The following is a 19,266-nucleotide window of genomic DNA, read 5'->3' as shown; positions in this document are numbered from 1 at the left end:
TATCAGTCCTTACTTGTTGTCGTCTTCGACAACCTCGGCGTCCACCACGTCATCGTCGCCGCCAGCAGTGGAGGCGGTGGTGTCGGCTGCGCCAGCGTCAGCGGCGGTAGCGCCTTCCGCGGCAGCCTTCTCGTACATAGCCTGGCCCATGGCGGAGGATTCGGTCTTGACCTCGTCCATGGCACTACGTAGAGCGGCAACGTCGCTGCCCTTGAGGGCTTCCTTGGCCTTGTCAAGGGCGGCCTGGACCTTGTCCTTATTCTCGGACGGGACGGTCTCAGCGTTGTCGGCAAGGAACTTCTCGGTCTGGTAGACGAGGGTTTCTGCCTCGTTGCGGAGAGAAACCTCTTCGCGGCGCTTGCGATCTTCCTCGGCGTGCTCTTCCGCATCCTTAATCATGCGGTCGATCTCCTCCTGGGAGAGGCCGGAACCATCCTGGATGGTGACGGTGTTCTCCTTGCCGGTGCCCTTGTCCTTAGCGGTGACGTGGACAATGCCGTTGGCGTCGATGTCGAAGGTGACCTCGATCTGCGGAATACCACGCGGGGCGGGGGCAATGCCGGAAAGTTCGAAGGAGCCGAGCAGCTTGTTCTGCGAAGCCATCTCACGCTCGCCCTGATAGACCTGGATCTGTACGGAGGGCTGATTGTCCTCGGCAGTAGTGAAGGTCTCAGAGCGCTTGGTGGGGATGGTGGTGTTGCGCTCGATGAGCTTGGTCATCACACCACCCTTAGTTTCAATACCGAGAGACAGCGGGGTGACATCGAGGAGCAGCACGTCCTTAACTTCACCGCGCAGCACGCCGGCCTGCAGGGCAGCACCCACGGCGACGACCTCGTCCGGGTTCACGCCCTTGTTGGGCTCGCGGCCACCGGTAAGTTCCTTCACCAGGTCGGTGACGGCGGGCATACGGGTGGATCCACCGACGAGCACTACGTGGTCGATCTCGGAGACGGAGATTCCGGCGTCCTTGATGACCGACTGGAACGGAGTACGGCAGCGGTCGAGGAGGTCCTGGGTGATGCGCTGGAATTCGGCGCGGGACAGGGTCTCGTCGAGGAACAGCGGGTTCTTGTCGGCGTCGACCGTAATGTAAGGAAGGTTAATGGCGGCACTCTGCGAGGCAGACAGCTCAATCTTGGCCTTCTCTGCGGCTTCACGAAGGCGCTGCATGGCCATACGGTCTTTGGACAGGTCCACGCCAGATGCGCTCTTAAACTTGTCAACGAGCCACTCGACGACGCGGTTGTCCCAGTCGTCGCCACCGAGGTGGTTGTCACCGGAAGTGGCGCGAACTTCCACGACACCGTCACCGATCTCCAGCAGGGACACGTCAAAGGTGCCGCCGCCGAGGTCGAAGACAAGAATGGTCTGTTCTTTGTCAGCCTTTTCGAGGCCGTAGGCGAGAGCGGCCGCAGTGGGCTCGTTCACGATGCGGAGCACGTCGAGGCCGGCGATCTGGCCAGCATCCTTGGTGGCCTGGCGCTGGGCGTCATTGAAGTAGGCCGGAACGGTGATGACGGCGTCGGTGATGGACTCACCCAGGTAGGCTTCCGCATCACGCTTCAGCTTCATGAGCACGTGGGCAGAGATCTCCTGGGGGGTGTACTGCTTGCCGTCAATGTCATTGGACTTCCAATCAGAACCCATGTGGCGCTTGACGGAGCGGATGGTGCGGTCAACGTTGGTGACTGCTTGGTTCTTGGCAGGCTGCCCGACGAGGACTTCACCGTTTTTGGCGAAAGCCACGACGGACGGGGTGGTGCGGGATCCCTCTGCGTTGGGGATAACCTTTGCTTCTCCGCCTTCCAGGACGGAGACGCAGGAGTTGGTGGTGCCGAGGTCAATACCTACTGCGCGTCCCATGATGTGTACCTCCATATGTTGTGTTCGTTAGTAAGGTCATTTCACGCTCTATTGAGCGGTACGCACTCAAGTATGACATAAGCATACTGAGTGCGCAATATTTCTTGAGCGCATTTGACTCAACTATTTTTCAGGAAGGTTCACTACCTGTATAAACAACGAAAAAACTCTTGTCATACCCCCTATAGATCACGGGTGAGCAGCGCCACTGACTGCTCCGCCAGCCGCTACTCACCCGTGATCTGCCAACTTCTTCCATCAGTAAACGTCGTTCTCTCTACTCTCACCTTCCTTCTCTTCCACCGGGGACACATCAGCCCCATAGAGAACATCCGCACTCATCCCCAACCGGCCAGCAATAAGCTGCTGATCCTCCCGCGAGGCCGTCTCCTTCACTAACTGCAAATAACTGGCAGTATCGGAGTACACTTCCTGCTTCCACACCTTCTTCCGGTGCATCACAATCCGCCCAAAGTGATAGACCACCAACGCCACATTCGCCAGCAACGCCAGCAACGACATCACAAACAAGGCTGTCGTATTCTCCGACGGACGATGCTCAATCGGCAGCGTCCAGAACGTCGGCCACGTCAATGTAAACGCGCACCACAAATACAAGGTGTACGCCCGGTACTGAATCCACGCCCCGCGTCCCCACTTCATGAACGCCGGAATGGTACATCCCAACAACAAACCGAAGCCGTTATACCAGGCATGCCCCGACATACAGTTATACAAGTAGGCGAAATTCCACAGGTCATAGGCGATAATCCACCACACCGTCAGGTCGCCCCAAATAATGGCCTTACTCTTCTTCCGGGAAATATAGATCCCCATCCAGCCCGAGATCGCCAAAATATTGAGGATCCCCGCAATGCCATTCATGATGTTCCACGGGCCACCCACACACCAGAAACCCTGCGTGGGATCAACACCTGTCATACTGAAACACTGAAAATCCCGGATGACGGCCTCCGTAATGTTGACGGCCAACAGGAGCGGCGGCAACAGCAAGTAGTACTTGTTATGTCGCAGCTTCGGGACATACTGCAACGCCACCAGCGACAAACTCCCCAGCAACGCCGAGTAGAGCTTCACCATCGGGAACCAGCCTGCCGAACTCGTCCCCTCGGTGGAATGCGGCCACCAGAAAATGGACAAGAGCACCGGAATGACGATGAAAAAGGCGATGACGAACCACTTGTAGCGCTGAGCTAACCAGGCAGCGACCGCCAAACACACCACCACCAGCACCAAGCCCGCGTAGTCGTACCACTGGCCAACCTCAAAGAGGAAGAGGGTGGGATAGCCGGGGCCACTCATTGCTCAGCAGCTTTCTTCTTTCCCCAATCCGGCAGATAGGTCTTCTCCTGCTTCTGCCGAATCTGTTCCTCCCACGAGAAAGCAGGCTCTTCCCAATCGACGAAGTACTCCTTGTCCATGATGCTGTCCCAGGGGCTCTCCGGTCCGGTCGGCGGCCAAGTGGAATCCTCGGTGTGCGGTTCCCGAATAGCTCGACAAGCTGGGTCCTGCCGGCCAAAACGCATCCACTGCGTATACGTCTCTTCGAACAGTGGAGTACCATCGTGACGGCCCGCTGGAGTAGCACTCCTGAAGAACCGTCCCCCCAACATGCCGCGCATGAAGCGACCCGTCAACTGTTGCTTCTTACGGAACTCGCACACTCGCTTGAGGTAGATGTTCTGCAGATGCGCCATACAACCCCCTACCAGTTCAATCTGGCACCAATTAATAAACCACGTCCAGAGATTGTCAGGCTCGTAGGCCACCCGCCAATGGTTGAGGAGCCGGCAACGGTTACCGGGCAGCGGAATGAGGTAGTAGCACCAAGCTGCCGCATAGTGGTCCATCCCCGGATAGCGGAAAGCATACGATCCCGGCGCCTTCGGAGGTTCCTTGGTATCTGTCCAATGCACAAGGTACTTGCCAGGAACGACGTCTACCCACTCCATGCTCATGCCGTGGAAGTCGAAGGGCCCGATATCGCCGGCAACAAGGGAATCTGGTTGTTGCCATTCTTCTTGGATCTCGTACTGGTTATAGAACGGCAGACGGGCAAAAATACGCTCCAAGAATTCGGAGCTGTAGGACCCGGCCTTGTTACACCCCAGTTGTTTGATGGTGCGCCAGACAGCGTAGGCCGGGGCATCAATGTCAATGGCATAGGTAGATGAGCGACCATTGCGATAGTTCGCATCAATGAGGTCGTCACCTGGATAAACGAAGGCGTTTTCGGCGCGAGATGCCTTTCCTGTGAATTGGCTAAATACCGTCATGAACGAGAGAATGGCTCCCCCTGCAACGCCGCCAGTTACTCCCAAACCTCCCCAAAATGTGTTCTGGAACATAGAATTACCCTTCATAGTGAGGTGAAATGGGCCACAACCTCTCCCTGGTAGGACCTCATTGTCAGACTCTACTAGGCCGCCCTAAACTAGGAGATCGTTTTATAACACTTCTATTTTTCACACAAAAGTCCACCCGCCATGTCCATAATGTTGTCTAGATGCTGGGAGCAATGACACAGTAGCGCTATTGACGGAAAAGGACGGCTCATGGACTCACTGTTCCTCTGGGAGATCGGATCCCCCCGGGTATATCTCATCTGGCTCTTCGTCTTCCTCACCCAAATGGCGATCGCCGAAATCAACCGCCGCTGGACCTGGACCATCTTCCTCATCTGGACCGTCGGTGGACTCGCCATGATTCCCTACGCCATCAACTACGCCATCCCCATCCTCGGCTGGTTCCCCTTCGGCAAATACTGCCTCATGATCTTCGCCGCCACCGTCAACGGCTGTATCGTCGTCCTCGGCAAATACCGGCCCGACCTCGCCCACCGCTACGTCGTGTGGATCGGCGTCTTCTGCCTCATCTGCCTGGGCGGCAACATCCTCGAAGCCAACATCCGCGACATCGCCATCTTCCGACAGGCCGGCGACTACTACGCCTGCGCCGCTGACTGGCACTGCCTGGCCCAGATCGACCACACGCACTCCAACGTAGATCTCTTAAGTAAACTCCCCGAAGCCAGAGGCATCACCGCTGAACCAAAAACAGACGCCTGGTACATGGCACTCGCTGCCAACTTTGACGCCCGCCATATCGGCATCGACCCCGCCACCGGCTTCCGCACCATTGGAGGCTACTGGAACCTTCTCAGCGCAGCCGCCGGATTCCTCAACATCCTCACCATCACCGGACTCACCCGCATCATCGTTGCCGGCCGCAAAAACTCCAAGGTCAAGAGCATCGTCTGGCTCGACCAAATCTGGCCCTGGATTATCGCCTACGACCTGTGGAACCACGCTTTCCTCTACAACTCCCTGGGCGACTACACCTGGTACTGCACCCTGGCACTGCTCCTCGCCTGCACCATCCCCGCCTTCACCTGGGCTCGCGGCCAATGGATCTGGTTCCGCTGCTACACCCTCATGTACTGGATCGCCTTCTACAACTGGCTCCCCACCATCGCCACCCCACCCAATGCCATGACAAACTTCGCCACCATGGATCCCACCGCCAACAAGGTGTGCTCCTGGATCGCGCTGCTCTTCAACATCGGCGTCTTCCTTTACTGGCTATACCGGTCCATTAAGCTGCGCCGCAACCCCTTCACCGAAGCACTCTTCCTCGAAACCAAGGCCTTCCGCCGCGTCGTCACCGAAACCTGCGACGACAAAGAGAAATACTTCATCACCGACTGTGTGAAAGCCACCCCCACCGAACTCGGCTTCGCACCCGACAAGCCCGTACCTCCCGTTGACGGCTACCTCACCCACTACTTCTGGTGGGGCAAGAAGGACAAACGCTACCCCAAGCTCCGCACACCACTGAGCGCCCAACCAGCACTCGTCAAGAAGGGAATCCAGTCCGACCCACAGTGGGACGTGACGACATCCACCACCGAAAAGGAATAGCCTCCCACTCCCCTCCACCGGGGAGCTCCACCACCCGAGCTCACTTACTTTAGCCAATCTGCGCTGCTGTATATGATGGGAAAGGTGACTAGTGACGACCTGTACGCGCTCGTGAATGCCCCTCTCACGCACGCCAGCGCACCCACCACTCCCTGGGATCTCACCATCCCCATCGGGATCGTCGCCACCCTCATCAGCATCGTCTGCTGGAGCATCTTCATCCACGGCGTCGTCCGCCTCGTCACCATGCTGCAGCTGGCCGAACCCGACCACACCCGCACCAATCACCCCTGGCACCGGCTCTGGAACCTCCTCAAAGAATTCATCGCCCACACACGTCTCATCCGCAAACGCCGCACCGTCTCCATCTCCCACTGGTTCGTCATGGTCGGCTTCCTACTGGGCGCCTTCATCCTTTTCGAGGCCTACATCCAAATGTTCGACCCAGCCAGTGGCTGGCCCTGGTTCCACGAACAACGCTGGTTCCGCGCCCTGGTCGAACTCGTCGGCATCACCACCGTCCTCGGCGGCCTCTACCTCACCCTCACCCGCATAAAAAACAACCCCCACCTGGGCCGCAACAAACGCTCCTCCCGCTTCTACAAGTCCAACATGGGGGCCGCCTACTTCGTTGACGCCGTCGTCATCCTGGAAGGCCTCGGCATGCTCGCTGTCAAGGCCGGCCAACTCGCCACCTTCCCCACCTACGGCGGCGGGGACCCCACCATCGACTGGGTCACCTACTGGGTAGCCCAAACCCTGCCCGCCAACCCCCTTATGGTGAGCCTTTTCGCCGTAGCGAAACTCCTTATTGCGATGCTGTGGCTCCTCCTCGTCGGCCTTAACCTCAAGTGGGGTGTCGCCTGGCACCGCATCGGCGCCTTCTTCAACATTTTTTTCAAGCGTGAATGGGACGGCAGGACCTCCCTCCGCGCTATCCGCCCCATGCGCAGCGGCGACAAAACCCTCACCATGGACAACGTCGACCCCGACAAAGACCTCCTCGGCATTGGCCACATCCAAGACTTCACCTGGAAAGACTGGCTCGACTTCTCCGTCTGCACCGAATGCGGCCGCTGCCAGGACCTCTGCCCCGCCTGGAATACCAGCAAACCCCTCAACCCCAAGCTCATCGTCACCGGGCTGCGCGACGTCGCCCAAGATAGCGCCCCCTACCTCTCGGCTGCCCGTACCGCCGGCTTCGTCGACCCCGACACCGGCCGCGTCGACCACGACGCCTTCCCCCGCCTCCTCGACCTCCTCCCCGCCACATCCGCCGGGAAACGCACCCACCAGCACGCCGAACTTCAACGCCTCTCCCAGCCACTCATCGGCCTCGACCCCCAACACCAGGACGCCCAACAGCACCCCGAACGCATCGGCCTCCTCAACGAAGATGCCCTCTGGGCCTGCACCACCTGTGGCGCCTGCGTCGACCAATGCCCACTCGACCTGGAACTCGTCGACCACGTTGTCAACCTGCGCCGCCACCAGGTACTCGCCGCCAACCAGTACCCGCCAGAACTCGCCAGCCTTTTCAAGAACCTAGAAAGCAAAGGCAACCCCTGGGGGCAATCCCCCACCGCCCGCGAAACCTGGATTGACGAACTCGAACGAGAAACCGGCTGGCGCGTCCCCGTATGGGGCAAAGACGTCCACAACTTTGCTGGCGAAGGCATGGAATACCTCTTCTGGGTGGGCTGTGCCGGCGCCTACGAGGACCGCGCCAAAGAAGCCACCAAAGCCACCGCCCTCCTCCTGCACCTGGGCGGCGTGAAATTCTGTGTGCTAGGAAACCAAGAAACCTGCACCGGCGACTCCGCCCGTCGCGCCGGCAACGAGTTCCTCTTCCAAGAGATGGCAGCCCGCAACACCGAACTCCTGGAATCTGTCTTTGGGGAAAGCCCGAACCGGAAGATCATTGCCACCTGCGCCCACTGCTTCAACACGCTCGGTAACGAGTACCCACAGCCCTATACCGTCATCCACCACTCGGTCGTCCTCAACCAGCTGGTGAACCGCCGCCGCCTCGTCCCCACCACCCCGGTGGAGGGCATTACTACCTACCACGACCCGTGCTACCTGGGCCGTCATAACCACTTCTACAGCCAACCGCGCGAACTGGTGGAATCCTCCGGCACCCAGGTGAAGGAAATGGGACACACACGCGAGCAGGCCTTCTGCTGTGGCGCCGGCGGTGCCCACTTCTGGATGGAAGAAAAGCACGGCACCCGCATCAACCTCATGCGCGTAGACGAGGCGTTACAGACCGGTGCCACCACCATCGCCACCGCCTGCCCCTTCTGCACCGTCATGCTGTCTGACGGTGTGAAGCAGCGAATGACAGAATCCGACAGCCGCCTGGTAGCCGGCCAAGCCAAACGCACCCGCGTCGCCGACATCTCCGTGCTGCTGCTGGAGTCTGTGCGCCGCGGAGACAAACTGCCCCAGGCACTCGTCCCCATTCCGGTGGGCGACCTTGACGTCGAGCAGGAAATGGACGGCCTCGATCTGCCCAACGCCGTGCCCGCCGAAGAAACGGCAACGGTGGACGACTACACCACTACCCTCCACGAGACCGATCGGGAAGCCATTCGAGCTGCTGCCGCCGAGCAAGAAGCAGTCGAAGACGTGCTGGCCGAGCTAGAGGAAGAAGCCGTCATCGACGATGCTTCCCTCCTCGATGCGGGCGTGGTGACGGTCTCCCTGCACACCGTTGGTCTGCCACTTCTGGGCCTTATCGAACGCCCGGATGGTGTCCCCTCCGCCCAGGCCCCTGGCCCCGAACCCGTTGCGGTACTGCCCAGTTCCTTGGCAACCTACCAGGCGGAGGCACAGCAGCTGGAGAAGGAGCGGAAAGCCGAAAAGGAGAAAGCCGCCCGACGAAAGGAACGAGTGGAACGGGCTGGCCAGTCCGCCCCCGTCACCGGTAAACCGCTGGAAGAGGCGAGCGACAGCACCATCTCTGTGAAGGCTGCCGAGGTAGCCAGGGATGGTGCCGACAATGAGCTGAACCTGGATGTGCCAGGGCTGCCATTGGTGGGCATGATCGCCCGCACCAATGGTGTGCCCACGCCACTGCCACCGCTGTTGGCAGTTACTGAGGAGGCGGCTGCTAGGGCCAAACAGGCTATTGTGTATATCGCTCCCGGTGCCCCACTGGTCTACGAGGACGGCGTGGATGCTGGTATTGGTACGGGAACTGCCGTAGCCGCTGATTCTACTGGCGACGGCACTGGCGACGGAGCTGATACGAATGCGGCAGATACTGCTGCCGCGCTAGCTGCCGCCGAAGAAAAGCGGCTGTCCGTACCAGGGTTGCCGCTGCGTCCGGGAGTGGCGGCTCCCGGAGCTATCTCTGCAGTGGTCAGCCCGCGTGCCCTTCCTCCAGAGACAGCTGTCCCCGCTACACCAGTGAATAAAGCACAGCAGGCGGGTGTCAGCATCCGTCCCGGACTTGCTGCTCCACAGGACTTTTCAGCTTCCTCCTAAAAACCCCTCAGGACCCGTCACCCACCAGCACAAACCGGTAATGAGCTCCGAGGCCAACAGGTGTAACCTTGCTTCTGTACCAGTACGCTAAATACTTCACAGAAGAGAGCACAATGAGTCTTCGCCCTCTCTACCAGTCCAAGAAACTGAAAAACGTCGTCTACGACATCCGCGGCCCGGTGCTAGACCGCGCCAATGAACTCGAAGCACAGGGTGCCGAGATCCTGAAGCTCAACATTGGCAACCCCGGTAAGTTCGGCTTTCTGGCCCCCCAGAACATCACCACCTATATGAAGGACAAGCTCGACACTGCCGTCGGCTACTCCGACTCCCGCGGTATCGCCGAAGCCCGTCAGGCCGTCATCAACCGCTACGCCAACACCCCGGGCTTCCCCGAGGTAGACATGAACAGCGTCTACATTGGCAACGGCGCCTCTGAACTCATTACCATGTCCTTGCAGTCCCTCTGCAACCCCGGTGACGAAATCCTCGTCCCCGCTCCGGACTACCCGCTATGGACCGCCTCCACTGCCCTCGCTGGCGGCACCCCCGTCCACTACCTGCTGGACGAGGCCAACGACTGGAACCCCAGCCTCGAGGACATCGAGTCCAAGATCACCGACAAGACCAAAGCCATTGTCGTCATCAACCCCAATAACCCTACCGGCGCTGTCTTCTCCAAGGAGACTTTGGAGGGCATTGTTGACATCGCTCGTCGCCACAGCCTGCTGATCTTTGCCGACGAAATCTACGACCTCATCCTCTACACCGAGGCCCCCCACCACAACCTCGCTGCCCTGGCACCCGACTTGCTGGTATTCACCTTCAACGGTCTCTCCAAGAGCTACCGTGCCTGTGGTTACCGTGCCGGATGGGTTGTTATTACCGGCCCCAAGGACCACGCCCGCGACTTCCTCGCCGGCTTCCACCTGATGGCCTCCATGCGCCTCTGCTCCAACGTTCCCGCCCAGTACGCCATCGTGGCAGCCTTGGAAGGCGAGCAGGACATTCAGATCCAGACCGCTCCCGGCGGCCGCCTCTACGAACAGTGGAAGGCCACCGTGGACACCCTCGACACCATCCCCGGTGTGTCTGTCGTAGTGCCGAAGGGGTCCCTGTACGCCTTCCCGCGTTTCGACCCGGAGGTGTATCCCATCTCGGATGACGAGAAGTTCGCCATGTCCCTGGTGGAGAATGAGCACATCCTCATGACCCACGGCACCGCCTTCAACTACCCCACCACCGACCACCTGCGCATTGTGATGCTGCCGGAGGCAGCGGTGCTGAAGGAAGCCATTGAGCGCCTGGGCAACTTCCTCTCCAGCTACAAGGGTTAGGTCCGAGAACCTAGGCTGACGCACCCACTTACCTCTCACAGAGCACACTAACTCCCTCCCCTCACTTCCACGTAGCGGGGAGGGAGTTAGTGTGTGAGCGGCACCTGTGCTGTGCACAGGTGGGGTAAAAATAGTAAGAAGTGGGCTACCGGGAGACCCGGCAGCCCACTTTGTGAATTATACGGAGCTTTATAGCGTGCTGTTACCAGCGGCTAATTAGGCTTCGCCCTTCTTCTTGCGGGCGCGGTAGACACCGTAACCAATGCCACCTGCTACTGCGAGGCAGAGGATGACGATGCCAGCAATGGCACCGCCAGAAAGGCCGCCGTCATCAGTGGGGGTGTCCTTGTAGGGATCCTCGTCAAGAACTTCCATGCCGGAGGCGTCCGTAGAAGGAGCAGCCTTGGAGGACTCAGTGCCCTTCTTGTCGGCCTTCTTATCGCCGTCCTTCTTGTCGGCCTTCTTGTCATCAGCCTTACCGGAATCGGCGGGGCCACCCACAGCGTTCACAGCGAGGAGGGTACCCGGGCCGGAGAGAGCCTGGCAGTTCAGGCTAATGTGCTGGGTGCCGATGACCTGAGTGTCAACGACGTTGCGCATGGTGACGAAGTTCTGGGGGTTGTTGAACTGGCCTGCGGCACCTTCCACTGCGGGGTGAACGGTACCGATCTTGCCAGCCTTGGAGGCCTTCATCTTCAGGACGATGGTCGGGACAGCCCAGTTGGCGTCCTTGCCTTCGACGGCAACGCCGAAGCCGGAGACCACGAGGGTCTTGCCGCCAACGAGGGAGATCTTCGGGGTGCCCTTAAGCACGGCGCCGGAGCCTTCCAGGCTTGCAGTCACGAAGGAAGAGGGATCATCGATGGTGAGACGCATAACAACATCGTCAGCGCTCTTAATAACGGCGATGGATTCCTTGCCGGGGATCATTTCCGGCTTGTAATTCACCCGGACCTCGTACTCCTCGCCAACCTTCACCTCGTCGGGAGCAGACACGTCGATGACGTCAGTCTTCTCACGAGTCTCGTTGAAGTTCAGCGGAGCACCGTTGGTACGGCAACTGGACTTAATGGTCTTTGAAGCGGTGGCAGCGGAAGCGGTACCGACCATGAGAGGGGACAAACTGAGGCTCAGGCCCGCAGCAGCAGCGAGGGCGAAAACCTTTTTGGTGATCGTTGAAGTTGACATGTGCCCAATTTTACGTAGAAAAAGGCCTCCTGTCCTCAGTATTTCACTTCATATAGCAACAAAAATGAGATCTTGGCCACGTAGTGGGACACTTTGGCCAAAATTCCAAAATAAACGGGCAGAAACTGCCCATTATCAATTCACTCTCTACAATTAATAATAATTTCGTTTTACGGCATTGAGCTGTACAAACTCGTCATATGGTTACAGAATTCCATATTCTGTTACGTCACGATGTTTAGTAATTCGAAGATAGATTTCTATGTCTCTCCAGTTGTCAAGACCTTTGTGAGATGTGCGACATTTCTTGACTTTTTGGGGATTATTGCAACGCGCCGTCACTCCTAGCTCAGAAATATCGGAACACGTGAGATCCTTCGCAACATCCCTAGGCGCTTGTATTATGGAAGTATCCGCGAGCGCGACACCCCTCCACGCTCGCTGCTGACGCCGCAGAGACTGTCCTGCTGCCACGTGGCTCAGTGGAGACGACCATTACGGAAAGGACGCATGCGACATGCCGTTTGAGGTTCTCACCCCCGCTCAAATTGCTGCTGGCCACAAAGCCGACCGCATCCTCAACACCATTAAAGCCAGCCCCGTTGACTGGAACAACATCGAGGATCCGAAAGACAAGGAAGTATGGGACAAGCTCACCGAAAACTTCTGGCTACCAGAGAAGGTACCGCTGTCCAACGACGTCAAGTCTTACAATGACCTCTCCGAGGCGGAAAAGAAGGTCATGCAGAACACCTACGGCATGCTCACTCTGCTGGATACTATCCAGTCCACTGTGGGCGCCACCGCCATGGTGGGCGACGCCCTCACTCCGCATGAAGAAGCCGTTTATTCCAACATCGTGTTCATGGAGTCCGTACACGCCAAGTCCTACTCCTCCATTTTCGCCACCCTCTGCTCGAAGGAAGAAAACGATGCTATCTTCCGCTGGACAGAGAACAACGAGCTGGTGCAGAACCTGGCCCGCATCCAGATGAACTTCTACACCGATATGGACCCGATTAAGCGCAAGATTGCCGGCACCATGCTGGAGGGCTACCTCTTCTACACTGGCTTCTTTACCCCCTTCTACATGGGTTCCCGCAACAAGCTACCTAACACCGCCGACCTGCTGGGCCTCATCTTCCGCGATGAGCGAGTCCACTGCTACTACACTGGCTACAAATACCAGAAGATGCTAGAACCGCTGTCCCCAGAGGAGCAGGAACGCTATAAGGAGATGACATTCGACTACCTCATGGAGCTAACCGCCACTGAAGAAGCCTTCCTCCACGAGCTCTACGATGAAGTCGGATGGTCTGAGCTGGCTATCTCTTACAGTCACTTCAATGCCAACACAACTCTAAAGTACCTAGGTTACGAGCCTCTTTACCCTGCTGACGTATGCCATGTTGATCCAGGTGTAATGGGCTACATCGCCTCCGACAATATGGAGAACCACGACTTCTTCTCCGGCTCCGGTTCCACTTACGTCATTGGCGAGGTAGAAAATACTACTGATGACGACTGGGCCTTCTAGGATTCCTGGGGCTCTCCACGGGGTTAAGGATCTTCTTCCCCTTCACGTGTGATCACGAGCGGCGCAACTCCTGCGGCAGGAGTTGCGCCGCTCGCTCTCTCCACAAAAAGTTGCAGATGCAGTACTAGTGCGAAATAGGACAGGGGAAGGACTCGTGGATAGAACGCGGGGCAAGGCCTTTTGTCCCCTCCGGGAAAGTAGCGTCGAGGGTCGTGTATATGGTGACCCCATAGCCGCAGGATTCCCTATTCGAGAGTTTCACAATGACGGGAACCTCATGCTTCTTCCCTTCTGCGCAGGAAGGCTCACAATCATTGATGACAGCGGTGCCACGGCCGGTGGCAGTGGGGCTCGCCCACTCTCGCCACGACACATTAGTGAGCATAAAAGCACCCGTGGCGCAGCCGAGATAAATATTCTTCGGCCCCCGCGGCCCCTCCGTGTCCACACAGTTCAAGAAACCGGTCGCCTCCACCAACACCAGCGTATCCTGCGGAGTAGCACCTTCCACTGCGTACACCTGGCCACTCTTCGGATCGAAGGTGAGGGTGGCGGTAGTTGTGGACACCTTGTTGGGGGCAAAACGTACCGTCACCGCACCATCTGGAACAACTCCCACAAGACGCTGCGGGACAGGAACCACCGTACTGCCAGCCTCACGTGCGATAACCTGATAAAGGCCATGGTAGAGGGGGCCGTCAAGTCCTGGGATCGTGAGCAGCAGCAACGCCGAGCGAGACGGCTGCACACCAGGGATGGCCTGGGAAAGAACATTTTCTAGACCATTGGGCTCGGTAGGCCATGACGACAATGCCGCCACATTAAGAGTGGCGCCACCTATCTGCACCTGTTGGGTACCACGCTTGGTGTATCCCTTACCTACGCCAAAGAGCGTAGGACTACCGGCTTTCTTCCACTTCGCTTGAGCGGCGGGACTATCGAAACTCAGTTCACCTTGAGACACCTGAGTTTCTACCCTGCTGGCGTCCATAATGATGCGCTGGTTGGTTGTGACATTGTAGATAATGCCGTCATTGTTGAAGTGGCGTACCACTTCACGGCGGTGCAGCAGAAGTGCTGCGTTAGGCAGCTGCTGGACATTGACAGCAGTATGGCGCGCTTCCGCACCGGCGTTACGAAGCAACGTTTGAGCCTCTGCGCGCGGCACGGTAGGAGTGTTGGGAACAACCTGGCCGACCCCGACAAGGACGGCGACAGCAGCGGCAGCAGCAGCGATGCCTCCGAAGAAGGGGCCACGGGAGCGGCGCTGCTTATCACGCTTTTCCCGCTCAGCAGCCATGCTGATGATAATGTGCTGCGAGGTGGTGGCATCGGGGGCGTTAGCTTCATCGTCCAAGACGCGCTGCACTTCGGGCGCTTCCACGGGAGTAGGGGTGGGCGGTTTGGCCACACCGGCCAGATTCCCGGTATCACGCACCATCGCGTAGCTGTCACTACTGCCGAGGGTGAGCACACCATCGTGGACGCTGGTGGGACGGATGGGGGTGACCGCCCTGGGGGTAGTGGCGGTGCCTTCTGCTGCCCAGCTGGTGGGTAGTTCAGCAGAGGTCCGCCCAGCAATAATGTTGTCGAGTAGATCCATGTTGGGCTGCTCGAGGGGCCCATCACCTCCCGCATGACGAAAGACGGAGTCAGCGGCCTGTAGTCGGCGCCAAGCTTCGGGATCCGCTTCACCAAGAGGTTGGAAGCGGAGCGGCGACTTTGGTTTCTCGGGGTGAGACACGATTACTGCTCCTCTACAGTGTGTAGTGCTTCCGCGAACCGGATACGGGCACGATGTAAGCGAACACGGGCGGCAGCAGGCTTCACCTGCAGCGTGGACGCCAACTCTACAGTAGTGAGACCGTCCCACGCGGCCAGCAGAAGAATCTCCCGGTCAGCGTCGGACAGGAGGGCTAGGGCTGCTTTGACCCGAAAACTCTCGACCACCCCCTCGGCCACATCGGTGGAGCTACCACCACCCGCCACGTCGCCGGGATCCATGATGGTTTCATGGTCGCTACGGCGGGTTGACGAACGGAAATACTCGCTCACAACGTTGTGGGCGATTCCGAAAAACCACGGAAGTGGACTTTCCAGAAGATTGGGCGGAATTGTGTCTCGGGTTTGCCAGACTCGCGTCATCACCACGGACAGCACGTCCTCAACATCGTTGCTGGGAATGCGGCGCCGTAGGTATGCCACGACAGGCTGGTAGGACTGCTGATACGCAGCTCTAAACCACTCCTCTTGTAGCGCGTCAGTCATATGTCTAGTTTACGATCGAACCTTGTGGGTTGCGGATACCTTCGCCCCATTCGTGCCTTCCGCTCGGGAATTGTTACACCTTAGGCCGAAATACTCACTGATAGGGTCGCAGCGATGGGGGAGACGGGGAGCTACCGATGACAGTTCCGTACCTACGCAGGGGCCTCCCGGGGGCACAATAGGAACTCGCGGACCGTGCTGAGGTTAGAGGGGGGTGACGGTGCCGTCGCCATCAGTGCGGAAATTCTTCCACGCCTGCGACGGAGTGGGACCCCGCTGCCCCTGATACTTCGAACCCAACACCGACGAGCCGTACGGCTGCGACGTGGGGGAACTCAGCCGGAATACACACAGCTGGCCCACCTTCATCTGCGGATACAACTTGATGGGCAGGTTGGACACATTCGACAGCTCTAAGGTGATGTGTCCCGAAAAACCGGGGTCAATAAACCCTGCGGTGGAGTGCGTCATCAGGCCAAGGCGCCCCAGGGAACTCTTCCCCTCCAGGCGGCCTGCCAGACCATCACTGAGGCTCACTACTTCCAGTGTGGACCCCAGCACAAACTCGCCCGGGTGCAGAATGAACGCCTCCCCCTCCGGAACCTCCACTAAAGTGGTGAGGTCGGGCTGGGGGACAGCGGGGTCGATATGGGTGTAGCGAGTGGAGTTGAAGATACGGAACAACCTGTCCAGGCGCACGTCAATACTGGAAGGCTGCACGAGGGTAGCATCATAAGGCTCCAGAGCGAGATCCCCAGAGGTGATGACAGCACGCAAATCGACATCTGAAAGTAGCACGACCCTAGCCTAACCTGTTTACCGCCCCATCAGAACTATTCCGCCGCGCCATCTCGCCACCCGACTGCCACCGAACCCGTCACCGGGTGAGAAAAAGAACAATACAGCGCAATATGGGCCGTGTGGGTTTAGCGGGAGAAGCTCAGGCTGCTAGTCTGGGAAAGGCGGCACTTCCCGCAACTATGTTTCTCGTCGTGAAACAGCGTGAAACGTGGTGTTGTGGAACCGTAGCCAGCCTCCGCCGATGTAGTTCAATGGCAGAACATCAGCTTCCCAAGCTGAATACGCGGGTTCGATTCCCGTCATCGGCTCCACTCCACGCTTCTGTAGACACCCTCAGCACTCAAAACATCACAGCGACTCCGTACACACAGATGGGACAGGCTGCATGCGGCGCGAAAAATGGCTCGGTCAGAACGGCAAATATGCGGCAGGCACCCTCCCACTCATGCTCATCGCCGCACTCCTCATGGTAGCTCTCCCCGCCAAAGGACAATTCCCCAGCTACCACATCGACTTTGACGTCTACTGGACCGGCGCCCGCTACTTCCTTGACGGAGGCTACCTCTACGGCGAGATCCCCACCCTGCACCAAGGCGCCCACCTCCCCTTCACCTACCCACCCGTCGCCGTCCTTGTCTTCATCCCCTTCGCCCTCCTCCCCTACCAGGCCAGCTCCGTCCTCTTCACCCTGCTCTCCCTGGTAGCCCTTTACGTCGTCGCCCGCTACACCCTCAACGCCCTCCGCACCTACGGCTTTGCCGTCACCGAAAAGCCCTGGCACGAGATCGTCCTCTGGGGCGTCATCATCGCTAGTCTCTTCACCGCCCCCATCGGGGACACCTTCGGGTTCGGGCAGATCAACCTGCTGCTCATGGCACTTATCGTCCTCGACTGCCTCACCCCCCAACGCCGCTGGTGGACCGGCGCACTAGTAGGACTCACCATCGCCATCAAACTCACCCCGATGGTGTTCCTCCTCTACTTCTTCTGGCGCCGCGACTGGAAATCCATGGGCATGACCGTCGGCTCCCTCGTCGCCTACAACCTCATCGCTTTCCTCGTGATGCCCAGCACCGCCAAGCTCTACTGGACCGAGATCATCACCAACGGGGAACGCATCGGCAACTACGACTATGCCGGCAACCAATCCATCAACGGCCTCCTCGCCCGCTTCGGCTTGGAAGACACCACCCTCTCCGTCGCCTGGCTCATCGTCGCCCTCATCGCCGGGCTGGCCGTCGCCGTCATCGTCTGGCAGCTCGTGAAAACACGCCAGCACTTCGCCGCACTCATGGTCAACGGCCTGGCCGCCAACCTCTGCTCCCCCGTCTCCTGGGAACACCACTGGACCTGGGCCATCCCGCTAGTCGCTCTCTTCGCCGTGTGGGCCTGCAAACAAACCCCCGCCCGCTGGGTATGGGGCGTCCTCAGCGGGCTGGGCATCATTATTTTCTACGCCAACCCCTACGCCCACCTACCCAGCGACCAGCACCGGGAACTCGCCTGGTCCCCCTGGCAACACATCGTGGGCGAATCCTATGTGCTGTGGACACTCCTGGTGCTCATTGCACTGCTAGCACTGCGACCATTCTCCCGTGCCAGCGAAATGCGTGATGCGGTAGTGAAAGTCACCGCACTAAAGAAGCCTGTGCCAGAACGCGACTAACCTCACAGTCCAACGAGACTATATCTTTACAGTTTTTGCTACTAGTGAGATATGGCTCGTTTCACAAGATGGTCCCATCACAGGGGTTAGCAGCGTAGCCTCCCTTTTTGACCTCACCGACAAGCGCGGAATCTACGTCCTCGAATTTGATAATGGGGAGCAATATGTCGGGCAAACAGTTAACATCGCCCACCGTTTCACCTCTCACGTCCATGGGTCCAAACACCACAAAGCTTGGCAGGATATTGTCGCGCTCTCCTTCAAGGCCCTCCCCAATGAGGATCTGGACACCGCCGAATACCAGGAGATCCAACGACGACGGGCAAAAGGCATCAAACTCCGCAATAAGATCTTCAACAGTGGTCACACTGAGCCCACCCCACTCGACGAGGTCGTGACAGTCGAACAACAGCGCCATTGGGCCCTCGGAGACGCCGACTACGGCTGGGATAAGGAGCTCTTGGCCATGGCAACACCTCGCTTCAGGCTCTATCAAAATACCTACGCCAAAGGTGACAGAAAACTCTACAACCTAGTTTTGGATGATCTCGCCTACGTGGTGGCAAACGTCATTCCTTCCCCCGCACAAACCGTCGGACGCTTTTGGACTCTTTCGGCTTATCCCTCCACAGCTGGTGGTAGGTTTGCAACGCTCAATGTAGGCACAACAGAACTCGAGTACTTTCCTCGTCATGCCATAGAGACTGACCAGGAAGCAGAACTGTGTAGCTTTCTTAATTTCATGCCGACAACTGAGAAATGGATTGAAGAGAATGAGAATTTCGAGGCTGGACCTTTGGCTTACCTCATTGGCCCCCTTAACTATGCAGTCCCCGCAAGCTCAATGGTTATTCCCATTGGTGAAGTAGAGTACGTTCTCGAAAACAACCCAGACTATCTTCAATCAACCCGCGAATATGCCATTCGCATCATGCGAGAAGGCCGCCCTGGCATGTTCAAGCGTTGGCACAGTCAGGAACTTGTACAAGAGGTAGTGAACCGTATCGCCAAGAATTACGGCTAAATTGAATCGTTTGCTGCGCGATCTCGGCAACTGCTTACCAATTAAGCCCCACGCAATGCGGGGGGAGCGATTGGGGTGAACATCGGTCTCCTTTCACTAGTTGTGTGGAAGGAGACCGATGTTCATGGGAGTGATTTTCTTTCCCC

13 protein-coding genes, 1 tRNA gene and 1 pseudogene are annotated in these 19,266 nt (G+C 58.3%); 8 read left to right on the top strand and 7 right to left on the bottom strand.

All coding sequences use genetic code 11. The features are described 5' to 3' along the window. Positions 1–9: 9 nt before the first annotated feature. From dnaK to IY73_RS05145, 3 genes are all read right to left on the bottom strand, one after another. Positions 10–1,866 (bottom strand): molecular chaperone DnaK, encoded by a 1,857-nt coding sequence (gene dnaK / locus IY73_RS05155; protein ID WP_053962711.1) that lies wholly within the window; start codon positions 1,864–1,866, stop codon positions 10–12. Between the two features lie 258 nt (positions 1,867–2,124). After that, a complete protein-coding gene (locus tag IY73_RS05150) occupies positions 2,125–3,189 on the bottom strand; it encodes a DUF5692 family protein (protein WP_053979018.1) in 1,065 nt (354 codons plus the stop codon). Continuing rightward, the gene (locus tag IY73_RS05145) at positions 3,186–4,235 is read right to left on the bottom strand and encodes a hypothetical protein (protein WP_053979017.1); all 1,050 of its coding nucleotides are present in this window, start codon (positions 4,233–4,235) and stop codon (positions 3,186–3,188) included. Before IY73_RS05145 ends, IY73_RS05150 begins: the two co-directional genes overlap by 4 nt. Before the next feature lie 207 nt (positions 4,236–4,442). Here IY73_RS05145 and IY73_RS05140 point away from each other — a divergent pair, with 207 nt between their 5' ends. From IY73_RS05140 to IY73_RS05130, 3 genes are all read left to right on the top strand, one after another. After that, positions 4,443–5,807, top strand: coding sequence for a DUF5692 family protein (locus IY73_RS05140; protein WP_053962151.1), 1,365 nt, complete (start codon positions 4,443–4,445; stop codon positions 5,805–5,807). 84 nt (positions 5,808–5,891) lie between these two features. Further along, positions 5,892–9,299: a (Fe-S)-binding protein gene (locus IY73_RS05135; RefSeq protein ID WP_053979016.1), complete on the top strand. Its 3,408-nt coding sequence runs from the start codon at positions 5,892–5,894 to the stop codon at positions 9,297–9,299. Positions 9,300–9,412: 113 nt separating this feature from the next. After that, positions 9,413–10,636 (top strand): pyridoxal phosphate-dependent aminotransferase, encoded by a 1,224-nt coding sequence (locus IY73_RS05130; RefSeq protein WP_053962149.1) that lies wholly within the window; start codon positions 9,413–9,415, stop codon positions 10,634–10,636. A gap of 216 nt (positions 10,637–10,852) precedes the next feature. On the opposite strand, the gene IY73_RS05125 is transcribed toward IY73_RS05130, so the two are convergent. After that, complete coding sequence (locus tag IY73_RS05125) at positions 10,853–11,824, bottom strand: hypothetical protein (RefSeq protein WP_053979015.1); 972 nt, start codon at positions 11,822–11,824, stop codon at positions 10,853–10,855. 517 nt (positions 11,825–12,341) lie between these two features. On the opposite strand from IY73_RS05125, the gene nrdF reads away from it, so the two are divergent. After that, positions 12,342–13,361, top strand: coding sequence for a class 1b ribonucleoside-diphosphate reductase subunit beta (nrdF, locus tag IY73_RS05120; RefSeq protein WP_053962147.1), 1,020 nt, complete (start codon positions 12,342–12,344; stop codon positions 13,359–13,361). A 124-nt stretch (positions 13,362–13,485) separates the two neighbouring features. Here nrdF and IY73_RS05115 read toward each other — a convergent pair whose 3' ends face one another. The 3 genes from IY73_RS05115 to dcd all read right to left on the bottom strand — a co-directional run bounded on the left by IY73_RS05115 (position 13,486) and on the right by dcd (position 16,427). After that, positions 13,486–15,105, bottom strand: coding sequence for a hypothetical protein (locus tag IY73_RS05115; RefSeq protein ID WP_053962146.1), 1,620 nt, complete (start codon positions 15,103–15,105; stop codon positions 13,486–13,488). Between the two features lie 2 nt (positions 15,106–15,107). Continuing rightward, complete coding sequence (locus tag IY73_RS05110; protein ID WP_053962145.1) at positions 15,108–15,629, bottom strand: RNA polymerase sigma factor; 522 nt, start codon at positions 15,627–15,629, stop codon at positions 15,108–15,110. 204 nt (positions 15,630–15,833) lie between these two features. Beyond that, positions 15,834–16,427 carry a dCTP deaminase gene (dcd, locus tag IY73_RS05105; protein WP_053962144.1) on the bottom strand — a complete coding sequence of 198 codons (594 nt, stop codon included), beginning with the start codon at positions 16,425–16,427 and terminating at the stop codon, positions 15,834–15,836. Between the two features lie 240 nt (positions 16,428–16,667). Here dcd and IY73_RS05100 point away from each other — a divergent pair. The 4 genes and pseudogenes from IY73_RS05100 to IY73_RS08640 all read left to right on the top strand — a co-directional run bounded on the left by IY73_RS05100 (position 16,668) and on the right by IY73_RS08640 (position 19,120). Continuing rightward, positions 16,668–16,741, top strand: a tRNA-Gly gene (locus IY73_RS05100). 74 nt (positions 16,742–16,815) lie between these two features. Beyond that, positions 16,816–18,096, top strand: coding sequence for a glycosyltransferase 87 family protein (locus tag IY73_RS05095; protein ID WP_053979014.1), 1,281 nt, complete (start codon positions 16,816–16,818; stop codon positions 18,094–18,096). After that, positions 18,077–18,355, top strand: a pseudogene (locus tag IY73_RS08820) (GIY-YIG nuclease family protein); the annotation flags it as partial. The gene IY73_RS05095 and the pseudogene IY73_RS08820, both read left to right, overlap by 20 nt. Before the next feature lie 207 nt (positions 18,356–18,562). Then, a complete protein-coding gene (locus IY73_RS08640; protein WP_053979012.1) occupies positions 18,563–19,120 on the top strand; it encodes a hypothetical protein in 558 nt (185 codons plus the stop codon). The last annotated feature ends 146 nt before the right edge of the window (positions 19,121–19,266 follow it).

The sequence above is a fragment of the Lawsonella clevelandensis genome, from assembly GCF_001293125.1.
Lineage (GTDB): Bacteria > Actinomycetota > Actinomycetes > Mycobacteriales > Mycobacteriaceae > Lawsonella > Lawsonella clevelandensis.
Note: the sequence above shows the minus strand (reverse complement) of the source record. Positions and strands in the feature narration are given on the sequence as shown.

Coding starts and splice junctions, on each gene's coding strand:
- IY73_RS05110 (WP_053962145.1), bottom strand. CDS start 15,629: ATGACTGACGCGCTACAAGAGGAGTGGTTTAGAGCTGCGTATCAGCAG.
- IY73_RS05140 (WP_053962151.1), top strand. CDS start 4,443: ATGGACTCACTGTTCCTCTGGGAGATCGGATCCCCCCGGGTATATCTC.
- IY73_RS05095 (WP_053979014.1), top strand. CDS start 16,816: ATGCGGCGCGAAAAATGGCTCGGTCAGAACGGCAAATATGCGGCAGGC.
- IY73_RS05125 (WP_053979015.1), bottom strand. CDS start 11,824: ATGTCAACTTCAACGATCACCAAAAAGGTTTTCGCCCTCGCTGCTGCT.
- dnaK (WP_053962711.1), bottom strand. CDS start 1,866: ATGGGACGCGCAGTAGGTATTGACCTCGGCACCACCAACTCCTGCGTC.
- IY73_RS05130 (WP_053962149.1), top strand. CDS start 9,413: ATGAGTCTTCGCCCTCTCTACCAGTCCAAGAAACTGAAAAACGTCGTC.
- IY73_RS05145 (WP_053979017.1), bottom strand. CDS start 4,235: ATGTTCCAGAACACATTTTGGGGAGGTTTGGGAGTAACTGGCGGCGTT.
- IY73_RS05150 (WP_053979018.1), bottom strand. CDS start 3,189: ATGAGTGGCCCCGGCTATCCCACCCTCTTCCTCTTTGAGGTTGGCCAG.
- nrdF (WP_053962147.1), top strand. CDS start 12,342: ATGCCGTTTGAGGTTCTCACCCCCGCTCAAATTGCTGCTGGCCACAAA.
- IY73_RS08640 (WP_053979012.1), top strand. CDS start 18,563: ATGGCAACACCTCGCTTCAGGCTCTATCAAAATACCTACGCCAAAGGT.